The sequence below is a fragment of the Parasutterella excrementihominis YIT 11859 genome, from assembly GCF_000205025.1.
Taxonomy (GTDB): domain Bacteria; phylum Pseudomonadota; class Gammaproteobacteria; order Burkholderiales; family Burkholderiaceae_F; genus Parasutterella; species Parasutterella excrementihominis.
The window spans coordinates 1-18,407 of sequence record NZ_GL883684.1; the positions used below are offsets into that span (position 1 = coordinate 1).

Annotated in this window: 21 protein-coding genes; 13 read left to right on the forward strand and 8 right to left on the reverse strand. The window is 36.8% G+C overall.

The window, feature by feature from the left end; all coding sequences use genetic code 11:
• Positions 1-6 precede the first annotated feature (6 nt).
• Both HMPREF9439_RS13035 and glf read right to left on the reverse strand, forming a co-directional pair.
• Positions 7-243 (reverse strand): hypothetical protein, encoded by a 237-nt coding sequence (locus tag HMPREF9439_RS13035; RefSeq protein ID WP_244862368.1) that lies wholly within the window; start codon positions 241-243, stop codon positions 7-9.
• Between the two features lie 592 nt (positions 244-835).
• A complete protein-coding gene (glf, locus tag HMPREF9439_RS02150) occupies positions 836-1,951 on the reverse strand; it encodes a UDP-galactopyranose mutase (protein WP_008863521.1) in 1,116 nt (371 codons plus the stop codon).
• 414 nt (positions 1,952-2,365) lie between these two features.
• On the opposite strand from glf, the gene HMPREF9439_RS13600 reads away from it, so the two are divergent.
• Positions 2,366-3,412 carry an acyltransferase gene (locus HMPREF9439_RS13600; protein WP_040603359.1) on the forward strand — a complete coding sequence of 349 codons (1,047 nt, stop codon included), beginning with the start codon at positions 2,366-2,368 and terminating at the stop codon, positions 3,410-3,412.
• Positions 3,413-3,938: 526 nt separating this feature from the next.
• Here HMPREF9439_RS13600 and HMPREF9439_RS02165 read toward each other — a convergent pair.
• The 5 genes from HMPREF9439_RS02165 to HMPREF9439_RS02185 all read right to left on the reverse strand — a co-directional run bounded on the left by HMPREF9439_RS02165 (position 3,939) and on the right by HMPREF9439_RS02185 (position 6,629).
• Entirely contained in the window at positions 3,939-4,253 is a 315-nt protein-coding gene (locus tag HMPREF9439_RS02165; RefSeq protein WP_008863524.1) for an IS66 family transposase, read from the reverse strand.
• A 249-nt stretch (positions 4,254-4,502) separates the two neighbouring features.
• The gene (locus tag HMPREF9439_RS13175; RefSeq protein WP_157645802.1) at positions 4,503-4,721 is read right to left on the reverse strand and encodes a hypothetical protein; all 219 of its coding nucleotides are present in this window, start codon (positions 4,719-4,721) and stop codon (positions 4,503-4,505) included.
• 57 nt (positions 4,722-4,778) lie between these two features.
• Complete coding sequence (locus HMPREF9439_RS02175; protein WP_008863527.1) at positions 4,779-5,018, reverse strand: hypothetical protein; 240 nt, start codon at positions 5,016-5,018, stop codon at positions 4,779-4,781.
• A 133-nt stretch (positions 5,019-5,151) separates the two neighbouring features.
• The gene (tnpB, locus tag HMPREF9439_RS02180; protein WP_087941985.1) at positions 5,152-5,505 is read right to left on the reverse strand and encodes an IS66 family insertion sequence element accessory protein TnpB; all 354 of its coding nucleotides are present in this window, start codon (positions 5,503-5,505) and stop codon (positions 5,152-5,154) included.
• Between the two features lie 86 nt (positions 5,506-5,591).
• A complete protein-coding gene (locus tag HMPREF9439_RS02185) occupies positions 5,592-6,629 on the reverse strand; it encodes a glycosyltransferase family 2 protein (RefSeq protein ID WP_008863529.1) in 1,038 nt (345 codons plus the stop codon).
• A 143-nt stretch (positions 6,630-6,772) separates the two neighbouring features.
• Here HMPREF9439_RS02185 and HMPREF9439_RS02190 point away from each other — a divergent pair, with 143 nt between their 5' ends.
• From HMPREF9439_RS02190 to HMPREF9439_RS02230, 9 genes are all read left to right on the forward strand, one after another.
• Complete coding sequence (locus tag HMPREF9439_RS02190; protein ID WP_008863530.1) at positions 6,773-7,786, forward strand: glycosyltransferase family 2 protein; 1,014 nt, start codon at positions 6,773-6,775, stop codon at positions 7,784-7,786.
• Positions 7,761-8,690, forward strand: coding sequence for a methyltransferase domain-containing protein (locus HMPREF9439_RS12860; RefSeq protein ID WP_008863531.1), 930 nt, complete (start codon positions 7,761-7,763; stop codon positions 8,688-8,690). The genes HMPREF9439_RS02190 and HMPREF9439_RS12860 overlap by 26 nt, the downstream gene beginning before the upstream one ends.
• Entirely contained in the window at positions 8,687-9,481 is a 795-nt protein-coding gene (locus tag HMPREF9439_RS02200) for an ABC transporter permease (protein ID WP_040603361.1), read from the forward strand. Before HMPREF9439_RS12860 ends, HMPREF9439_RS02200 begins: the two co-directional genes overlap by 4 nt.
• Before the next feature lie 2 nt (positions 9,482-9,483).
• Entirely contained in the window at positions 9,484-10,227 is a 744-nt protein-coding gene (locus HMPREF9439_RS02205; RefSeq protein ID WP_008863534.1) for an ABC transporter ATP-binding protein, read from the forward strand.
• Between the two features lie 2 nt (positions 10,228-10,229).
• Positions 10,230-11,243 (forward strand): glycosyltransferase family 2 protein, encoded by a 1,014-nt coding sequence (locus tag HMPREF9439_RS02210; RefSeq protein ID WP_008863535.1) that lies wholly within the window; start codon positions 10,230-10,232, stop codon positions 11,241-11,243.
• A 1-nt stretch (position 11,244) separates the two neighbouring features.
• Complete coding sequence (locus HMPREF9439_RS02215) at positions 11,245-12,132, forward strand: capsular polysaccharide synthesis protein (RefSeq protein ID WP_008863536.1); 888 nt, start codon at positions 11,245-11,247, stop codon at positions 12,130-12,132.
• Positions 12,092-12,952 carry a glycosyltransferase family 2 protein gene (locus tag HMPREF9439_RS12865; RefSeq protein WP_008863537.1) on the forward strand — a complete coding sequence of 287 codons (861 nt, stop codon included), beginning with the start codon at positions 12,092-12,094 and terminating at the stop codon, positions 12,950-12,952. The genes HMPREF9439_RS02215 and HMPREF9439_RS12865 overlap by 41 nt, the downstream gene beginning before the upstream one ends.
• 218 nt (positions 12,953-13,170) lie before the next feature.
• Positions 13,171-13,974 (forward strand): acyltransferase family protein, encoded by an 804-nt coding sequence (locus tag HMPREF9439_RS13605; RefSeq protein WP_087941986.1) that lies wholly within the window; start codon positions 13,171-13,173, stop codon positions 13,972-13,974.
• A gap of 1,031 nt (positions 13,975-15,005) precedes the next feature.
• Positions 15,006-15,407 carry a helix-turn-helix domain-containing protein gene (locus HMPREF9439_RS02230; protein WP_008863540.1) on the forward strand — a complete coding sequence of 134 codons (402 nt, stop codon included), beginning with the start codon at positions 15,006-15,008 and terminating at the stop codon, positions 15,405-15,407.
• A gap of 66 nt (positions 15,408-15,473) precedes the next feature.
• Here HMPREF9439_RS02230 and HMPREF9439_RS02235 read toward each other — a convergent pair whose 3' ends face one another.
• A complete protein-coding gene (locus HMPREF9439_RS02235; protein ID WP_008863541.1) occupies positions 15,474-15,671 on the reverse strand; it encodes a hypothetical protein in 198 nt (65 codons plus the stop codon).
• 160 nt (positions 15,672-15,831) lie between these two features.
• Here HMPREF9439_RS02235 and HMPREF9439_RS02240 point away from each other — a divergent pair, with 160 nt between their 5' ends.
• The 3 genes from HMPREF9439_RS02240 (at position 15,832) to HMPREF9439_RS13610 (ending at position 18,150) form a co-directional block, all read left to right on the forward strand.
• Positions 15,832-17,595 carry an IS1634 family transposase gene (locus HMPREF9439_RS02240; protein WP_008863542.1) on the forward strand — a complete coding sequence of 588 codons (1,764 nt, stop codon included), beginning with the start codon at positions 15,832-15,834 and terminating at the stop codon, positions 17,593-17,595.
• A gap of 74 nt (positions 17,596-17,669) precedes the next feature.
• Positions 17,670-18,068 carry a DDE-type integrase/transposase/recombinase gene (locus tag HMPREF9439_RS02245; protein ID WP_008863543.1) on the forward strand — a complete coding sequence of 133 codons (399 nt, stop codon included), beginning with the start codon at positions 17,670-17,672 and terminating at the stop codon, positions 18,066-18,068.
• Positions 18,010-18,150 carry an IS3 family transposase gene (locus HMPREF9439_RS13610; RefSeq protein WP_087941987.1) on the forward strand — a complete coding sequence of 47 codons (141 nt, stop codon included), beginning with the start codon at positions 18,010-18,012 and terminating at the stop codon, positions 18,148-18,150. Before HMPREF9439_RS02245 ends, HMPREF9439_RS13610 begins: the two co-directional genes overlap by 59 nt.
• Positions 18,151-18,407: the final 257 nt, after the last annotated feature.

Here is an 18,407-nt window from a genome sequence, read left to right on the forward strand (position 1 = left end):
ATAAAGCTAGAATCCACTGTCAAACTCGGGAGCAGAGCGATGCTCGCTGGCGTTAACGATCTTTCCTTTACGCATTTCGTTAAAGGATTCGATCATTTTTTTCTCTTTGACAAAGTCAATAAGAGAAAGGAGCTCCTTCTGATTAATTCTTTGCCGCCCGATATCCAGAGTGATGCCGCAGGCGCTCTTTTGATAATTCTCAAAAGAGTCTCGGATAAAGGGTATAAGGATTAAAGACTTCATTGTCATACTTGTTTTAAATTCGATTACTTGATTACGTCAAGGTGCTTGAGAGGTTCGAGATTCTTCATAAACTCTGTTTTGTATCTGCAGTACTTTGTGTAGGGTACTTGAACTTGCAGTCTGACAGTTGACTGTGGGGAAAATCATTATTTTTGAATACGTAAGTGGCCAACCAACTCTTTAGAACCAAGGGAATATCGGTGCATCAAGCGATGCTGTTTAAGCGGAGGAATTAAAAGTATGCGGCAAAACCTGCATAGCCAGCCATCTGGAAATTGAAGGACGGATTTTTTAAGGACTTGACTTAATAAGAACGAATAGCTTATTTAACTTAATTCTTCTGATCGTTATGACACCAACAATTAGGGCGAGCGATAACTTTTAAACGCTTGCATTTCAATGGAAGAGCTGTTCTAAAGAATTCAATAAAATTATTAAGGGATGCTTAGAAGAGAGTATTGAGAACTTGGGCTCACTCCGTTGGAATTTAAAAGGGACCGATAACAAGAAAACCCTTAGCGCTACAAAACGAAATAAAAATTAAGAGAGAAGGAACGTACAGTCGTCCTTCCTTCCCTCTCCTATTTTTCTTCTAGTTAGTGTTTGTCTTGCAAAAAGTTTTTGCCAATTCCAAAGCACGTGCAACGGCTTGATCCATGTCGTAGTATTTGTAGTCGCCGAGTCTACCTAAGAAAGTAACTTTCTTATTGTTCTTAGCTTCTTCGAAGTATTTTTCGTATAAGCGCTTATTTTTTTCGTTGATGATCGGGTAGTATCTTTCGTTCTTGCCTAAGACAAAAACTTCCGGATACTCATAAGAGACAACTGTATTCTGAGATTGAGTATCTAAAAAGTACTTATATTCTCCGATTCTTGTGAAGTCGTAGTTATTAGGATAATTAACAATGGAGTTAGATTGGAAATAAGGCCGATTGAAGGTCAAGAAATCAAATCTCAAACTGCGATACGGTAACTGACCAAATTTATAGTCGAAGAATTCATCGATAGCGCCAGAGAAGAAACAGTGGTCGTATTCATCCAACATGCTTTTATCGAATTCGGTATTTAAGCGTACTTCGATATTAGGATGATCAACCATCTTCTCGAACATACGGGTATAGCCTTCTAACGGAATACCTTGATACTTTGCTTGGAAGTAACGATTATCCCTCCCGACGAAAACCGGAACCCTACCCGTCACTAAAGGATCTAAATCTTCCGGCCGAACGTCCCATTGCTTTTCTGTGTAGTGGAGAAAGATTTTTTCGTAAACGTATTCGGCCAGGAACCGAAGATCCGGATTTTTGCTCTCTCGAAGTTTGAGGATCGGAACTTTTTTGTTGAATTGAAATTCAGACAAAAGAGCCGTAATCACCCGTTCTGCCATTTCTTTAGGGAACAGCTGCTCAATTGAATTGAAGTTAAAAGGAACGGGAACGAGTTGGCCGTCCACTAATGCCTTCACTTTATGCTGGTATGGATACCAGTGTGTAAACTGAGAAAGGAATCTCCAGACCTCGGCGTCATCAGTATGAAAGATGTGGGTGCCATGGGCATGAATGTCGATGGAGTTTTCATCGAAATAATCGAAGCAGTTTCCTCCGATATGATCTTTTCGGTCAATAATGACAACACTGATGGCGCCTTCCGCTAGGCTTTTTCCCAATGTAAGATTTGCAATTCCTGCACCTACTAATAAATATTTCATAAATAACTTCTTTAATAGAGATTACATTTCCCAATTCTTATCGCTATAGTGTCAATTTGCGAGAGTAATATTCTGGTAATAATAACTAAACTATTTAGGACTCTCGACTTTCCAAAAAAATCCTCCTAACGCCTATCAACCAAATATTTCTAATAAATCAGCACATAGCAAGTTATATTCGATTGAAAAGTTTAAGGTAAAAGGTCTCAGATACACTTATTCTGACCAATTTTAATTTGACGATTACTTCTAATTGGAGCACGGTGAGCAAAATTTTGGGGACAAAATCTTAAACACTAGAAAGTGGCAATGTACAGAATGTACTTCTTTCTCGATAAAAGTTTAGATAAAATCGCCTCTGTTTCGAACCCTGAATAAGTGTGAATTAATTTTATGCAACAACAAAGCGGAAGAATGCCTGGACCAGATATCTTGAGATGCGTCGCAGCCATTTTGGTGATAGCCATACACGCCTCTGCATGGCCCTTTAGTCAATATAATGGCGGATGGAAGGCTTCATTAATAATAGATAGTTTTTCCCGTTGTGCAGTTCCCCTCTTCTTCATGCTTACGGGGTACTTTCTTCTTTGCGGTAAGCAAGAGACTTTATCTCAATTTATATCAAAAAGATTTCTTCGAATTTTCCTCCCATTCGTTATGTTAGTCTTTATCTATGGTTGTTTTAAAGACTACACCATTACCGAACTTATTAGAAGAGCTTTTGTTCAAGGTGATCTAGATTTTCACCTATGGTATATTTACACAATAATCGGTATATATATATTTATCCCAATTGTAAAAGTACTTTTTCTATGTAAAGAGTATAAATTGATCAACTACTACTTATTTATATGGTTCTTGACTTTTATTCTTTACGCGAGTTTTCAATCTTTATTTAACATTAATACTAACCCCTTTAGCGTTTTTAATCTCTATTATTTTCAAGGATGGTTAGGTTATGTAATTCTTGGAGGTCTGTTGAGGGTTGTCCTTGAAAGCAAGATACAACTTGATCAGCCTTTTGAAGGATTCAATCTTCAAATATTGTATAAGTTAGTTTCCCATAGAATAGCGAGGTTTGTGCCTTTCTTTATTTACATTTTATCTAGTTCCATAATTGCCTTGGGAACTTACATTCTATCCATAAAACAAGGACGACCCATAGAGATCTTTTTCTCCAGTAATAACTTCTTGGTTTTCATACAAAGTGTTTCGCTTTTTGTTTCTCTAATTAGTCTTAATTACTATCCCCGCATATTTGGATGGGTTGCTCAGTACACTTACTGGATTTATCTTATTCATATTCTTTGTCTTTCTTTTGTTGTCAAACACATTGATCTTTCACACTTTAGCTTTATCAACATTCCGCTTGCGATACTATTTACATTTATAATTTCATTGTTCTTTTCTATTCCATTATTGAGCATAGAGAAATTCTTTCTAAAAATTATTAAAAGATAGATTAAAAAAAAATAAACTGAAACTATTAAAACAAACAATTATCTTTTCTAATAATATAGTGGCAAAAAATAATTTGTTCTACAGGTAATGCAACAGGAATACTCTGGAGCTACGGCAAACTTTTCAAGCGTTCTGATTGAAAAATTGTTTTACTTCCGACTTTTTCCATGGGTGGAGACAATTTATTCGGGTAGCCGGCGTTTTTTTCACTAAAGATCAACACCTCTAGTACCTGTCTTTTAGCTTATTTTTAATTATTGTACCTACGATATAGCCCCAATGCTCCGGTCCTCTTAAGAGGACCGGAGTTTCTATTATTTTCTGAGACTATTTATTTTGAACTTCCCGTTGGAAGATAAAGACTAGCCTGGGCCGCATATCGAAGTCTTCTGCAAGTTTTTCCGGAAGATATTTATTGGTCTTCTTATCTGTCTCATCTAACTTTTCCGGGGGACGGATAGAGAATTTGTTTTTCCTCTGACCGGTTTCCTTCCATGCCTGAAAGAGCCCCTTAGCTGTCATATGTTTAAATAGTGCCTAGCTGTATTTTTTCAATTCCGTTTTCCCTCAGGGTTGCGTCGATGGACAGAGCCATGCACATGGCTTCCATATAATTTGCCGAGTGTTTATGCAGGCTGTTTTTACGAAGGATCGTAACTCCCCGGATGGCTCTTTCAACCTTATTCGTGCAGGGCGGGATTTCGCAGCTGCCTAAGAAAGTTGCAAAGTCCTCCCTTGCGTTCAGGTAGTAAACACATGGTTTTGCAGCCGGTACATTCCTTGTTTTCACCCAAGTAGTGCCTCTCTGTGTAACGAGGCCTTTGCTTGCCTCCAGCATCATTTGATCCAGATACTTGATAAGTTCGGCCTGGACTTTTCCGGCTTGTTATTGTTGACGCGTCCACGATGAGTTTGTTTTACTTGATCTGCAGTCGGCGTAGCGGCACGCACAATGGAAGAGATCTTTTGCTGAGATTCGACTGTTAAATTTGTCGTTGAGCTAAGCGCCTCTGCCGCCTTCGAGATGGCAGTGCTAAATTTAGCAACACCTTTAATGTTGTTGTTAAAGGAGCGGACTTTCTTTAGCTCTTCAAGAGAACAGGTCGCATTCTCGTAAGCTTTCTCGGATGTTTCTCCGGATTGTCTCATTGCCGTGAGCAAAGAAGCCCGCAATCTGTCCGGATGCTGCAGCGATCGTTTTTAAGCTGTGGGCAATCATGTCGTAGAGGACTCTAATTGCTTTTCTGGACTCCTCGTCATCGGCATAGCTCAGGATGAATTCTCGCACGCGCGCGAACGGTGTTCTCACAGGTGCGAACGCTCGAAAAATCTTGTCGTTCACGGTTTAATTGAGAGAAATCACTTTTCAGGAAGTCTTCGACTTGTGCAAGATAGTTTCCATTAACTTCCTTGAGATTTTAGCCATAAAGATTACGCCGTGCGCAAATTTCAAATGTGACTGCTCTTTGATTTCGGCAACTTTCTGAGCTTGCTCTGCAATAACGTGTTCTTTCTCAGCACGCACCTCGGCAGCCTTAATCTCTTCTTCTTTTTGATTGAGCAGCTTGATCAGTTCTTCCTTAGAGAGTGAATTGAGGTCTTTCATTATTATTAAACCCACAGGTCATATATTAGGTAAATCATAGCTTACTAACTATTAAATTTAAACTATTTATTTGAATTTCAATATAATTTAAAGCGATAGTCATAATAAAACGCCGTATCAATTTCTTTAAAAATCAATGCGGCGTTATTAACTTTAAACAGCCTTGCCAGAATGACAGTGCTTTGTAATAGATGCTCTCTCCGTTTAAAAATCGCTCCAGCTCCGGCAGCGTCAAGGCGCATTTTGCCTGCTCTCCGAGTCGAATCAACAATTCTTTGAATCGGCCGTGATAAAGTGTTTTGGTCAGAAGCAGGGTTCCCCGATTATCTGAAGTGATAATCTTGCTGATTCGCCGTGTTTTAGAAATAAAGACTACGGCTTCTTTGCCGCCGTTCAGGTCAATCCCGAGCTGATCTTGTGCAATGGAGTGTAGGCGGTGATAGCCGCACCGCAGGTCTGTCGGTGACACGTAATCAATTAATCTCAAACGGTCTTATAGGAAATGAAAAATGAAACTCTTATTTATCATCATAAATAAAAAATCAATAAGAAAATAGAAGAATAAAAATCTTTTTACTTATTTAATGCCTTTAATACAACTGGATTAATTTTAATAACAATTGATATTATTAAAGAGAACAAAACAATAAGAATTGGTGATTTAATGAGAATAGGAAAATAAACTATCCTTCTTATGCCTTTAATTGGCGAATTAGGAATTAGACTTTCGAACTCTTTAGTTTCGAAGAACATCATTATATTTTTATACGTTTTAAATATTCTTCCTTCTTGAATTTCTCTTACAGTAGACGAATAAATCGTTTTTGTTAACAAAAAAAATAAATCCCCTTGACATTCAGAGAAGCAGTCATTTCTTCTTGCCCAGTCGCACAAAAGGGAGATTTTGTTTTTGTACAATAACCCATAATTCTCTACTTTTTTCTGAGACAAAGAATTATTAGATTTTTTGTTATAGCTATATCCTAAAAAATCTATGAATTCAAATTTTTCTACCTTTTTAAATACATCATAATTAAAGAAAAAATCCTCAGCAAAACGCAGTTTAGGATCAAACAAGAATTGGTTTTGTTTCAAGACCGATGCATTGTAGAAACCGTTGGTAGAGTATCCAAACAAAGGCAATCCTTCAAGTTCAATTGACTTCCGGCAGATTTCTTTCCTTTTATCTGAAAAGAAAGATAAAGAACTTACAGACTTCTCAAATTTATTGTATATTTCCTTTAACCCGAACTTTATTACCTCAGGTTCATTTTTCGCTATGGTTTGAGATACTATATCAAAAAGCCCATCTGCATAAGTGTCATCAGCATCCAAAAAACCAATGTATTCGCCTCTAGATCGTAGTATTCCGAAATTCCTTGAAGCAGATGGCCCCATATTTTTAATGTTTTTATATATTTTTACATTCGGATTAAATTGGAAACTAATTCTTAACCTCTGATAAGTATTATCTGTCGAACAGTCGTCAACGACTATAACCTCATAGTTCTCTTTTAGTTGGCAAGTTACACTCAAAACTGCGTCTACGATTGTGTCTTCAGCATTCCATGAAGCTATGATAATTGAATATAAGATATTCTTATTATTCATAAGATATAAAAATCTCTTTCAAACCGTTCTATTCTCTTAAATAACTTTAACTTTTCGTTATTACTAAGCTAAATTCATAAAATGTTCCTTAAAGGGATTCATTGTAGAGTAAAATGTTTGGTCTCGTGTACTAAATAAAGCTAATGGCGAAGATTTCTATTATTGTACCTGTATACAATACGGCCCGTTACCTCGAAACTTGTTTAACATCCCTCAAGTTCCAAACTTTCTCTGACATTGAAGTACTTCTAATTAACGATGGCTCGACTGACGAATCTGAAGAAATATGTACTGCATTTTGCAAAGCAGATAACCGTTTCATTTTGTTCACGAAGAGTAACGGAGGGCTTTGTAGCGCAAGAAACTTTGGATTACAAAGAGCCCATGGCGACTTCATAATGTTTGTGGACAGTGACGATGCCGTCTCTCCCTTATTTGTTGAAAAACTGTACAGATCTGTTTTAACTTCTAATTGCGATATGGCTTTTTCAAATTATATTATTTGGAATCCATTGGCCGATCAAATGTCCTTTCAAGGTGCTTCTCATTCAAAGGAATTTTCAAGGAAAGAAATGATTTCGATTATCCTTTCTCTGGAAAAACAAACAGGAGCTTGCGGCGGCTACATGTGGAACAAGATCTTCAGGGCCAATCTTAAACCGTTTTTATTTTTAAATCATACGGAAGGTGCAGAAGATGAAGAAATCTTATTTCAAATTCTTGAAAGGCTAAGCACAAATATTTCATTTGTTCCTGATCCTCTTTATTACTACAGAATCAGGAAAGGTTCCCTCGTTTCAAGAGATGACTTTCCTTTCTATCATCTAGAATCACGTTGGAAACTCTTCCTTTTTTCTAGTTTTAAAAGCGAAACAGCAACTGGATTCTTTATTACCCTATCGCATTGTGTCTTAAAGTACCTGACGATGGAGCAAAACAATGAAAACCGACTAAAAGCATTAAAAACAGCGTTTTCTAATTTAAAATCAGCTATTAAAAATTATCCTCTTATCCTCCCGCGCAATTCTAGTTATATGCTTCGTTTTTTATTAGTTAATTGCCTTTATCTCCCAAACCGATTTTTTTCTCTTTATTTTTTCTTTAAGTTAAATATTTTCTTAAATTTTATTTATGAAAAATTCAGAACGTTACGATAAAAGATTTTATGAGTGTCAAAAAGAAGGATCATTAACATCAGCAACTTTTATACTCAAATTTATTCTTAACTTATTCCCCGTAAGGTCAGTGGTGGATTTTGGTTGTGGAATTGGCACCTGGCTCAAAATTTGTGAAGATGAAGGAATTGAGGAAATACTAGGTTTCGATGCCAACTCGTTACCTGATGATTTATTGCTCATACCAAGAAATAAAATTTTAATTTTAGACTTTGAAGAAGAGCTCCCTAGTTGCAAAAAAAAATTTGACCTAGCCATTTGTTTAGAATGCTTAGAACATGTCTCAGAAGAAAAAGCAATAAAAGTTGCCAAACGATATTCAACTTACTCAGACCTCTTATTATTTTCTGCAGCCGTCCCGTTTCAAGACGGCGAAAATCATATTAATTGTCAACGTTTGAGTTATTGGACAAAATTTTTTAGGCAAGAGGGATTTTCATGTTTTGACATAATTCGCCCTAACCTTATACAAGGAAGAGCTCTCGTCGAACCTTGGTATCTTCAGAATACTTTGATTTTTGCAAAAAACGACAAAAAACAAATTTTAATCAATAAAGGTTTTAACGAAGCCATCGATCCCGTAACTATTTATCATGAGGATATACTAAGGCATATTCTTTGGAAATATGATAAAGAGTACGACAAATCTCTCAAGAACGAGATAGCCAAATTTAATTCTGCATTTGCTTCCAACAATGAAATTTTACTTCAACTACGAACCTTGGTAGAGGAGCATAATTCTTCACAGTTGAATTTTTTAGAAATCAAAAACGCAAAGCTTGAAAAAGATTTAGAGTTTTTAAAAGCTCAGGTAGACTTGATACTAGATCGTTTAAACTTGACAAAACGTATTGTTTTCCGATTGAAAAGAATTTTTAAAAAATGAATTTGAATAAAATGGGCATTTCTGATGTGCTTTTGGCCGTCCGAAACTTAAACCTACCTCTGTATTTAGCCAAGGTTGATATTACACAAAGATATAGAAGGTCGTCACTTGGACCATTCTGGATAACAATTTCAACGGCCGTAATGGTTGCTTGTATCGGTCTGATATTTGGCAACTTGTTCAGGACGCCAATGAATGATTTTTTACCATTCATTGCAACAGGATTGATAGTATGGAATTTAATATCTTCCACTATCATTGAAGCCACGACAGTTTTTCCTTCCGCTGAAGCCATCATTAAACAACTCCCATTGCCTCTTTTCACGCACGTCCTTAGGATGGTTATCAGAAATGTTTACATCTTCCTCCACAACCTGATTATAATTCCCATACTTCTTTTAATTCTGCATCGTGGCGTTTCTTGGGAAGCAGTTTTGGTTATTCCTGGTTTCCTTCTCCTATTATTAAATTTATTATGGATATCTCTGTTACTAGGAATTATTTGTGCAAGATTCAGGGATATGACACAAATCGTAAATAGTTTTTTACAAGTGTTTTTTTATGTGACCCCTATTATTTGGATGCCTGAACAGATAATTAAACGAGCAGGAAGTTTCATATTAAACATAAATCCTTTTTATCATTTCATGCAACTCGTTAGATGCCCTATATTAAATATTTATGCTACATCTACTAATTGGTTTTGCGCCTTGGTAATTTGTTTCCTTGGATGGACAATAACTTTGGCAGTTTTTAATAAATATAGAAAAAATGTTCCTTATTGGTTGTAGACATGACATTTGTAGATCTCCATGACGTTGGCGTGGCCATACCTATTTTTAATTCACAAAATAGATCTCTAAAAAAAACTATGATGGGAATGGCCACAGGTGGACGGATTGGCACTGACGTAAAAGGTAAGACGTTTGTGCAAACACTTGAAGGGGTTACGTTTCATGTTGGCGCCAATGAGCGAATTGGGCTCGTTGGCCATAACGGAGCGGGAAAAAGTACTCTTCTCAGAGTTCTTGGAAAAGTGTATTACCCTACCACTGGTTCAGCAATAATAAAAGGCAAAATTGGTTCTTTAATTGATATTTCTCTAGGAATCGATACTGAGGCTACTGGAATTGAAAATATTTATCTCCGAGCTGCATTATTAGGTATTGACAAAGACTATGTGACACAGGAACTCAATAACATCATCGAATTTTCAGAGTTGGGAGACTTTGTACATATGCCAGTAAGAACATATTCGTCCGGTATGCACATGAGATTAGCCTTCGCTGTCTCAACAATGATCCAACCTGATATTCTTCTTATGGACGAATGGCTTTCTGTCGGGGATGAATCATTTCAGGCTAAAGCTGAAAAAAGACTAACTTCTTTAATAGAGAAAAGTAATATCCTTTTCATTGCTTCTCATTCGCGAAGGTTAATTGAAAAGTGTTGCACTAGGGCCATATGGTTGGAACATGGAAAAATCAAAATGGATGACAGACCTGAAAAAGTTTGTGCATCATATTTCAAGGAATAAGCATGAAGATTTCCTTAATAATAGCCGCTTACAACGCAGAAAATTATATTGAAAGATGTCTTCACTCCCTACTACCATTTTCATCTTCTAATGAATTTGAAATTATTCTAGTTAATGATGGAAGTAAGGATAGTACTGCAGATTTAATAGATAACTTTTTAAAATTAAATAAATTTGAGAACTTAACAGTTATAAATAAGCAAAACGGAGGCTTATCTTCGGCTAGAAATGCCGGTTTGGAAAAAGTAAGCGGAGATTATGTATTGTTTTTGGACTCCGATGATTACATTCTTTCAGATGGTCTTTTGAAAATTACACCAGAGCTTCAAAAAGATTGGGACATCGTAATTTGTCCTCCAAAACTTAAATATGAAGCTTTTGATAACTTTAAAAATTTTGATGATGAGTACTTCTCCTTAAAATATAAAGGATTAAAAAAAGTATCTCAGATAGATTTATTTTCAGTTCCTGTTGTAGCATGGAGCAAAATATATAAGACTAAATTTCTTAAGAAATTAAATCTTTCATTTCCAGAGGGCCTACTATATGAAGACAATTACTGGTATTGGCTGTATATGAAAAATATAGATAGCGTATATTTTTCAGATATTCCGTTTTATGTATATGTAAGACGAAATAATTCCATAATGAGCAATACTTTTTTAAAAAAAGAGGGGCACTCTATTCAAAGAATTGAAGTTTTGAAAAGGATTTTGGATGATTGTCCACAATTAACAATTTTAGAAAGAAAACGATTATTAATAGATTTTCTCAGAGCTGCGGAATATGACACTCCCCAAAAAGAAAGATTTAAATTATTCTATTTAATGCAAGAATTCTTAAAAAGGATTCCATCAAATGAATTGAATTCATATTTTTTAGACGTTAAGAATTGTAATTTTATTATCGAAAGAAACGGAGAGGGACCTGCATGTAGCTTATCCCTACGTAAACATTTTATTAAAAGTCTAAGGAGAAGGATCTATAATTTAATATCTAGAAATTCAATCAAATAAAATGATAGAGAAAAAAATCATAAAAACAATTTATCGACAGCAAAAAGCAAAATTGCTTTTGAAAAATTATGTCGATTCAAATTTTAATACTTCTGCGCCTGCTGGGCAGAATATAAACAAGACGGTTTTTCAATTTTGGGACAACCGAAATGATGAAGTTCCGTACATTGTAGATTTATCCATAACTTCCGTTAAGAAATTTGCACCTGACTGGAACCACGTAATCCTGAATCTACATAATATACATAATTATTTAGATCTTCCTGGGTTCCTCTTTGATAAGTTGTCCCGCGATGATAATGCGTTTAACCTAACTTTTTTTTCAGATATTATTAGAGTTGCTTTGCTTCAACAATATGGAGGATTGTGGATTGACGCAACCGTATTATTAACAAAAAAATTTAAATACTTTTCTACGTTGCCTCTGTTTTTTTCTTTTTATAGAGATCTCAAACCAAGAAACTATAAAGACTGGATTAATTACAATCATAACTATTTTTCTTGGAATCCTTTGCATGAAGTCCGTTTGCTAAACAGCATCTTATGGTCAACTAAAAACTATCCGCTTTGGAAGATTCTATATGATTCCTTAACAACGTATTGGAAGGAAAATGATTACCCCCCTGATTATTTCATGTTTCAAATCTTATTCGAAATAATAATAGAGGAAATACCAGAAGCATTAATAGCTTGGGTACACACTGAAGACATTTCTCCTCATGTTTTGCAGAAATATTTTTATGATCTTAACTTCCCGCTTGATCAGTTAGACCCTATTTGTTTTCATAAACTTACCTACTTGCCAAAACCAAAACCTAATACTCTTGGTTACAGATATATTATAAAAAATGAACTCGTCTCTCATCTCAGTCATTGTACCAATTTATAACTCTTCCTCCACTCTTTTAAAAACACTAACTTCTATAAAAGATCAATCTTATAAGAATCTTGAAGTCTTGCTTATAGATGATGGATCCCTTGATGAAACACCGATTATTTGTAAAAACATTCAGAAAATTGACAAAAGGTTTCAATACATTCGAAAGGAGAATGGCGGAGTATCTTCAGCTAGAAATTTAGGCTTAAATCTTTCTAAAGGTTCTTATATTAGTTTTATTGACGCGGATGACACAATCGATCAATCTTTCTTCAGTGATCTTGTTTCTTTGCTTGAAAATGGTTGTGACATAGCAGTCGCAGGAGTTCGCTACTTTCAGAATGGAAAAGTTTCTTTTGATTGTGTTCCATCCAGTTTCACAACAAACAAAACAGATGACCTTTTTGCATCATCTATCTTTTCACTTCCCGATGCTAAGGCCTTAAATTTGCAGTGCGGCGGTTACAGTTGTAACAAGCTTTATAAGAAAAGTATTATTGGTGAAACAAAGTTTTCTTACACAAATTGTTCTGGTGAAGATGAGGAATTTAACTACCTAATTTCAATAAAAAAGCCAATAGTTGGTTTTTACCCTGCTTACTTATATAATTATGTGATTTATACCTCCTCCTTATCTCAGAAGAAGAACTTTGCGCTTTTACTCTGCAAGAGCAGGTTTTCTCTAGCAAAAAGATACCAGAATATTAATCTTCTATGGGAGGCATTCAAAACTTCATACAAATGGTGTTTAAACCAAAAGACAATAAAAAATTTAAAATTAATAGAATTATTAGAATTAGCTAAATTTTCTATCTATTTTTTAATAAAATAAATGAAGACAAGATTAGATCAATTTGATGTGCTTAGGGGGGGGGGCTATTCTCTTAGTAGTCCTCTCTCATTGGATTAACTTCTATCATCTCTACGATTATCAAACCCAAAATCAACTATTTTTGCTTAAGCCATTCTTATTTCTAATTTCTATACTTTATCCTGTAAGAATGGCTCTTCTATTTTTTATATCTGGATATTTCTGCAAGATAAAAAACAATTTTTTTTGAAAAAAAAATTTCACGTATATTGTACCCTTATATAATCTGGTCTCTGATTCTTTTTTTCATCAATGCTCCAAATCCGTTTACTCACAAAATTTACTGGGAATATATTATGCCAAAGTTTTGGGGATTTGCACCCTTAGTTTGGTATCTATATTTTCTATTCGTTTTCTACTTCTTAACTTATTTTTTAAAAAAGAGAATCATTCTAATATTCTTCGCTGTAATATTCATTTGTGTTTCTCCCTACATAGATTCAATAATTCCGCCAAAATTTAGAGCATCTTTTGTCTCATTTGCTGATATTTCTTTTTACTACTTATATTTTATATCCGGCTACTTATTCAAAGATCTTTGGACTAGGCTTGTTCAGATGAATAATATCAACAAAATTATTGTGTTGCCCTTCTCTGTAATATTCTGTGTTATTTCTCTTTTTTTTATTTCAAATTTTTCTACTTCAAAGTTAGGAATCTTTTTGGCAATTTTAGGTGTAATCTCTTCTTTGATTATTATCACTTCAATTTGGAAAGAAATTAAGAAAAACAATAAAGTTTTCTCTTATTCTTATGATATACTTTGTTATATTGGCAATAATTCTATGAAGTACTATATACTTCATTACTTTTTTCTCAACAGTGTTTTCGTTCTTGGCCTTGAAAAATTTTCAATGTTTAATTCATTTCTTTGTTTATTTTACATTTTTATTTTTATTCATTTATCAATTAAATTTGGTTCTGATATCTTGTTTAACATTAAATTAAATAAAAATACTCTCTCAGGTTATCACTTGAGTTAAGCACATTCTGATTGACCTTTTAAGATAACTCCCATAAGGTCTATTTTTAGGCCTTTGCTAATATATTTTATTTTAGATATGTACGTTTTATCGCTAGATTTTAAAGCGCGCCAGCGGAAGTAAGCTATGCCCGATCGATGAAGTTTCACTGATCGGACTCTTTAACAATTAAAGAATTTAAACTTTTCTTTTAAAGATGCGGTTCAACCAAGGATTCATATTAAATCCTTTTGCCAATTTTTTAGGCAGATACGGGCTCTGCGAGTCTTGTTCAGCACGCTTTTCACTGCAGAAAGAGAAAGAAGTTTTTTTGTTTGCCGGTTTCTTTCCCTTTGAGCACCAGGCCTTCTTCCAACATATGTTTGTACAGTGCCTGGCTGTACTCAATTAGAAATTCTGACGTATTTTCGAGTCAGTTTGCCAAGAGTTTAGCGTTCACAGAGAGCCCAATGCACAAGGCATTCATGAAGTCAGGAGAATGCTTGAACAAGGAGTTCTTACGCAATACGGTTACAGCTCTAATGGTGCCTCGTCCTAGAAAAAGTTCTTATGTTCCCGTATGTCAACTGCAAAGGGTATTTATTTGCTTAAATAAAAGTTCCGAGTTCTAATTCGACTTTTAAAAGCCGTTCGAAGAATTACGGATCAAGATTCTTTAAATGGCACTGGACTAATATAATTCTTATCCAATAAATAGTTAAAGATATTTCTTGACCATTACGGTTTGCTTAACTTAAATAAATTGCCACCCTTGCCGACAAAATTTTCAAGCACAGCAGATCCTCCGGGGCCGGCTGTCGTAGCTTAACAAGCTTAATTTCAACAGATGATTGGCGTCAGTTACATTAAAAAATCAAAGTGATTATGGTTTTCTTAATGACATGGAACCTCTTTGCTCCCTACTAGACATAGGGCAGAATCAAAGGAAGAAAGTCTTTAAAAAAGGTGAAATCATGTCAATCAAAAGGATACTTGTAAATAGGATCGACACAGTGTCTTGTCCTAGGAAAAGTTGACTCTTAAGGAGTCATATGATGCAGTATCGAACAAAAATAGCATCGCTGATTACACGTGTCGAAGTACGAAGACTTGTCGCCGATTTGTACAATCAAGGAATGCCGATAAAAGAAATTGCAGCGCAAGTTCAAGTTTCTTTGGCGACAGTTTACAGGTGGATCAATTTGCCAAATCACAAGAGTATTAAACAGAAGTCAGAACCGAAGACAAAAGATCTTGCAGCCGGTGGTGATTCAACGAAACCAGTTAGTTCCGGCAATAGTAATTGTGAGACCGCTTTATTGGAGGCCCAGATAAAAGAGCTCAAAGCTCAGCTGCGTGCAGCTGAGTTAAAGGCTTGCGCCTATGAAACAATGGTTAATGTCGCGGAAAAGAAGTTCGGCATCACCATACGAAAAAAACATGGCGCCAAATAATAGACGACCTCCTTAGACAGGGTTGCCCTTACGGTGTTGTAACGGCACTCTGTAAATTGTTTGGCGTTAGTAGGCAGGCTTATTACAAGTCACGGAAGGAGCTTTCGGACGAGAGAAAGGTGTTAGGTTAAATATTGCGAAGATGTCCGTCAAAAGGATCCTAACATTGGCGGAAAGAAGCTTTGGTTCATGTACTGTCGCCAGTTCCCGAAAGAGCTTCATGTCGAGCGGGACAGGTTTGCAGATATCCTTTCCGACAATCATTTAAAGCTCCGACAAAAGAACCTAAAAGTCGGACGATAAATACATCTTGAGGCGAGATAGCTAAATATTTCTTCAAAACCTATTGAAAAATATAGGTTTTTCCTTGACTTTTAAGATGTGTGTATTATAATTATAAGCATATTTTAAAGGCTTTCTGATCATGTCTAAGCCAATAACCGGAAAAACTACCACCTCTGTTTGGAAGCAAAAGCGTAAAAACGGCGATATTTACGTCTGGGAAAGACAAACTGTTTACATCTCGGAGACTAGAAAGACCAAGGAACTCTCCCGAAAACTACTCGGCAAGATTCCTGCCGGATCAGCCGACGGAGAAATAGTACCCACTAGACCCAAACGCAAAAAGACCGAGGATGCGGTACCTCAGCCCTCGACACGTTCAAGAATTGGATCGTCTTCGCTTCTTCGATGGGTCGGCGAACAAAGCGGTATTACAGATGATTTGCTCTCTTGCATGGACGAGGGCTCCGCTAAAAAGGTAGACACGATCGCTCAGTTTTGGTTAGCTAATCAGGGTGACAGACTGCAGAGAATGCAGAAATGGCAGTTCCTCCATCCGACCCCTTATCTGGGTCCGATTTCAAAAGACGTTTACCACGAGTTGTTCGAATATCTCGGATTAAATGAAGACATCGTTCAAAACTACTTCCTTGCGAGAGCTAAACGCTGCCATAAAGAGGACGCGGTTGCCTTTGACTCTTCAACCGTCTCTTCTTATTCCCGATACATAACTCGTCAAGGTTTTAACAAGGCCGGTGACGGTCTGGACGCCGTTAAGCTTCTTACCTTGTTCGATTTAGCGACGCATCAGCCCATTGCTTTTGCACGCGAACCGGGAAACTTGGCCGATGTCTCCGGCGTAGAAAACGCTCTAAAGCAGTTCTCGTTCTTAAATATCTCCAAGGCTCAAATCGTTACCGACAAAAGGTATTACAACCAGAACAATATCGGACAGATGCTGCGCAAACACATCAAATTCCTGACGGCTGCCTCTACAGATCTTTCTTGGGTTAACCACCACCTTCAGAAAAATAAGTCCGACTTGGAAACAGCTTCTAGCCTCTGTCCTTGGGACTTCAATATCCATGGAATCACAGTTCCCGTCGATGCCGAGTTTACTTATCAGAGACAGCGCAACAGAGGTGAAGCAGCCAAGGGCGACACTCTCAGTGAAACAAGGCGGTTATACCTGCACCTCTACCTGAACCGCAAAAGGGTTGGAGAGGATGAAAAACGCCTCGCGACAGATCTTATGTCCTTGAAGAGCGACATCGAAAAAGGTCTTTGGGATGAGCTCTGTGATTCAGCACAGAAGAAGGCAGAAAAGTATCTCAATACCAGCCGGCTCGGTAGAGGCGGTAAGCTCAAAGTTGCGATAAACGAAGAAGCCTACGCTCAGGCTAGGAAAGATTACGGCTACTTTGCCCTTGTCTCTAACAAAGCCGAAGACTGCTTCGAGGCTTTGAGAAAGTACCGTCTCAGGGAAAAAATTGAAGAAGCCTTTAAAGATACGAAAAATCGATTGGACGGTACATGCACTTGCGTCCGGGACGGAGATATCCTCAAAGGACGCATGTTCTGTCAATTTGTTGGGCTTGGATATCAGTGCTTCCTGCACGCGAAGATAAAGGAACTCAAAGAAAAGCTTGAGTTGAGCCTCAGCGATAAAAAGCTCGTGGAAAAGGACAAAGATCAGAACGCCGACCTGCTCAAATGGCTGAAAAAACAATCGATGCAAAGTTTAATCGACTGGTTCGACTGCATTGAATTGACGAGTCTAAGAAGTGAAGCCGGGACCGTTACACAAAGAAGCGGGGAGACGAAACGTGACCGGTTATTCTTTACATTGCTGGGAATACCGGGATTTGAAGAAAAACCGCAGAATCAGTTAAAGGTCTGTCCGTAGAAATCGGATGTGACCTTTATCCGACATTTAGGTTGGTAAATATCCTTAATCGGGACTTCTCCTCCACGAGTCCAATGAAAAAACTAGTTACTGATATGACTTTTATTCCGGTTGTGGAAGGATGGCTCGTCTTAAGCACGGTAATAGACTTGTTTAATCACAAAATCGTTGCATGGGAAACTGCTCCATCAGCAACACTTCAATTAGCATTGAACACGCTTAAAAAGTTGGTATCGGATTCCGGCAAGCTTCCCGAGAATTCCGTAATCCACAGTGACAGGGGCGAGACTTACACGAGCGAAACCTACATAAAGGCATTGAAGAACATAGGAACACGCCCAAGCTACTCCCGGAGCGGCAGATGCTTAGACAATGCAAGCATGGAAAGCTTCTATGGACATATGAAGAGCGAGAATGAGTCCAAGAGACAGAATTCATTTAACGCGAGAAACGGCTCGGGAAATAATCGCTGATTATGTAAGATGGTATAACACCGAACGAATCCAGAGATCTCTTGGATACCTGTCACCGGAGCAATACAAAGGTCCATCTTGATGCCGGCATCTAATTGTTTAGAGAGGCCGGCCAAGACTAACAGTCAGAAAGTCGTTGAAAAAACGCCTTTTGGGGTGTCTTTGCCTTCCAGCTACGCTTCCAGGCAAAGACACCCCCGAAATGATTGTAAAAATAACAGCTCTGATTAAAATTAAAAGAATCGAAAGACTAAATCGAGCCCCCAATTCATTTAAATAAGTGTTGCACCTTATGGGGTCAGTTCAAATTGTGGGGTACTTAAACTTGTCGTTTGACAA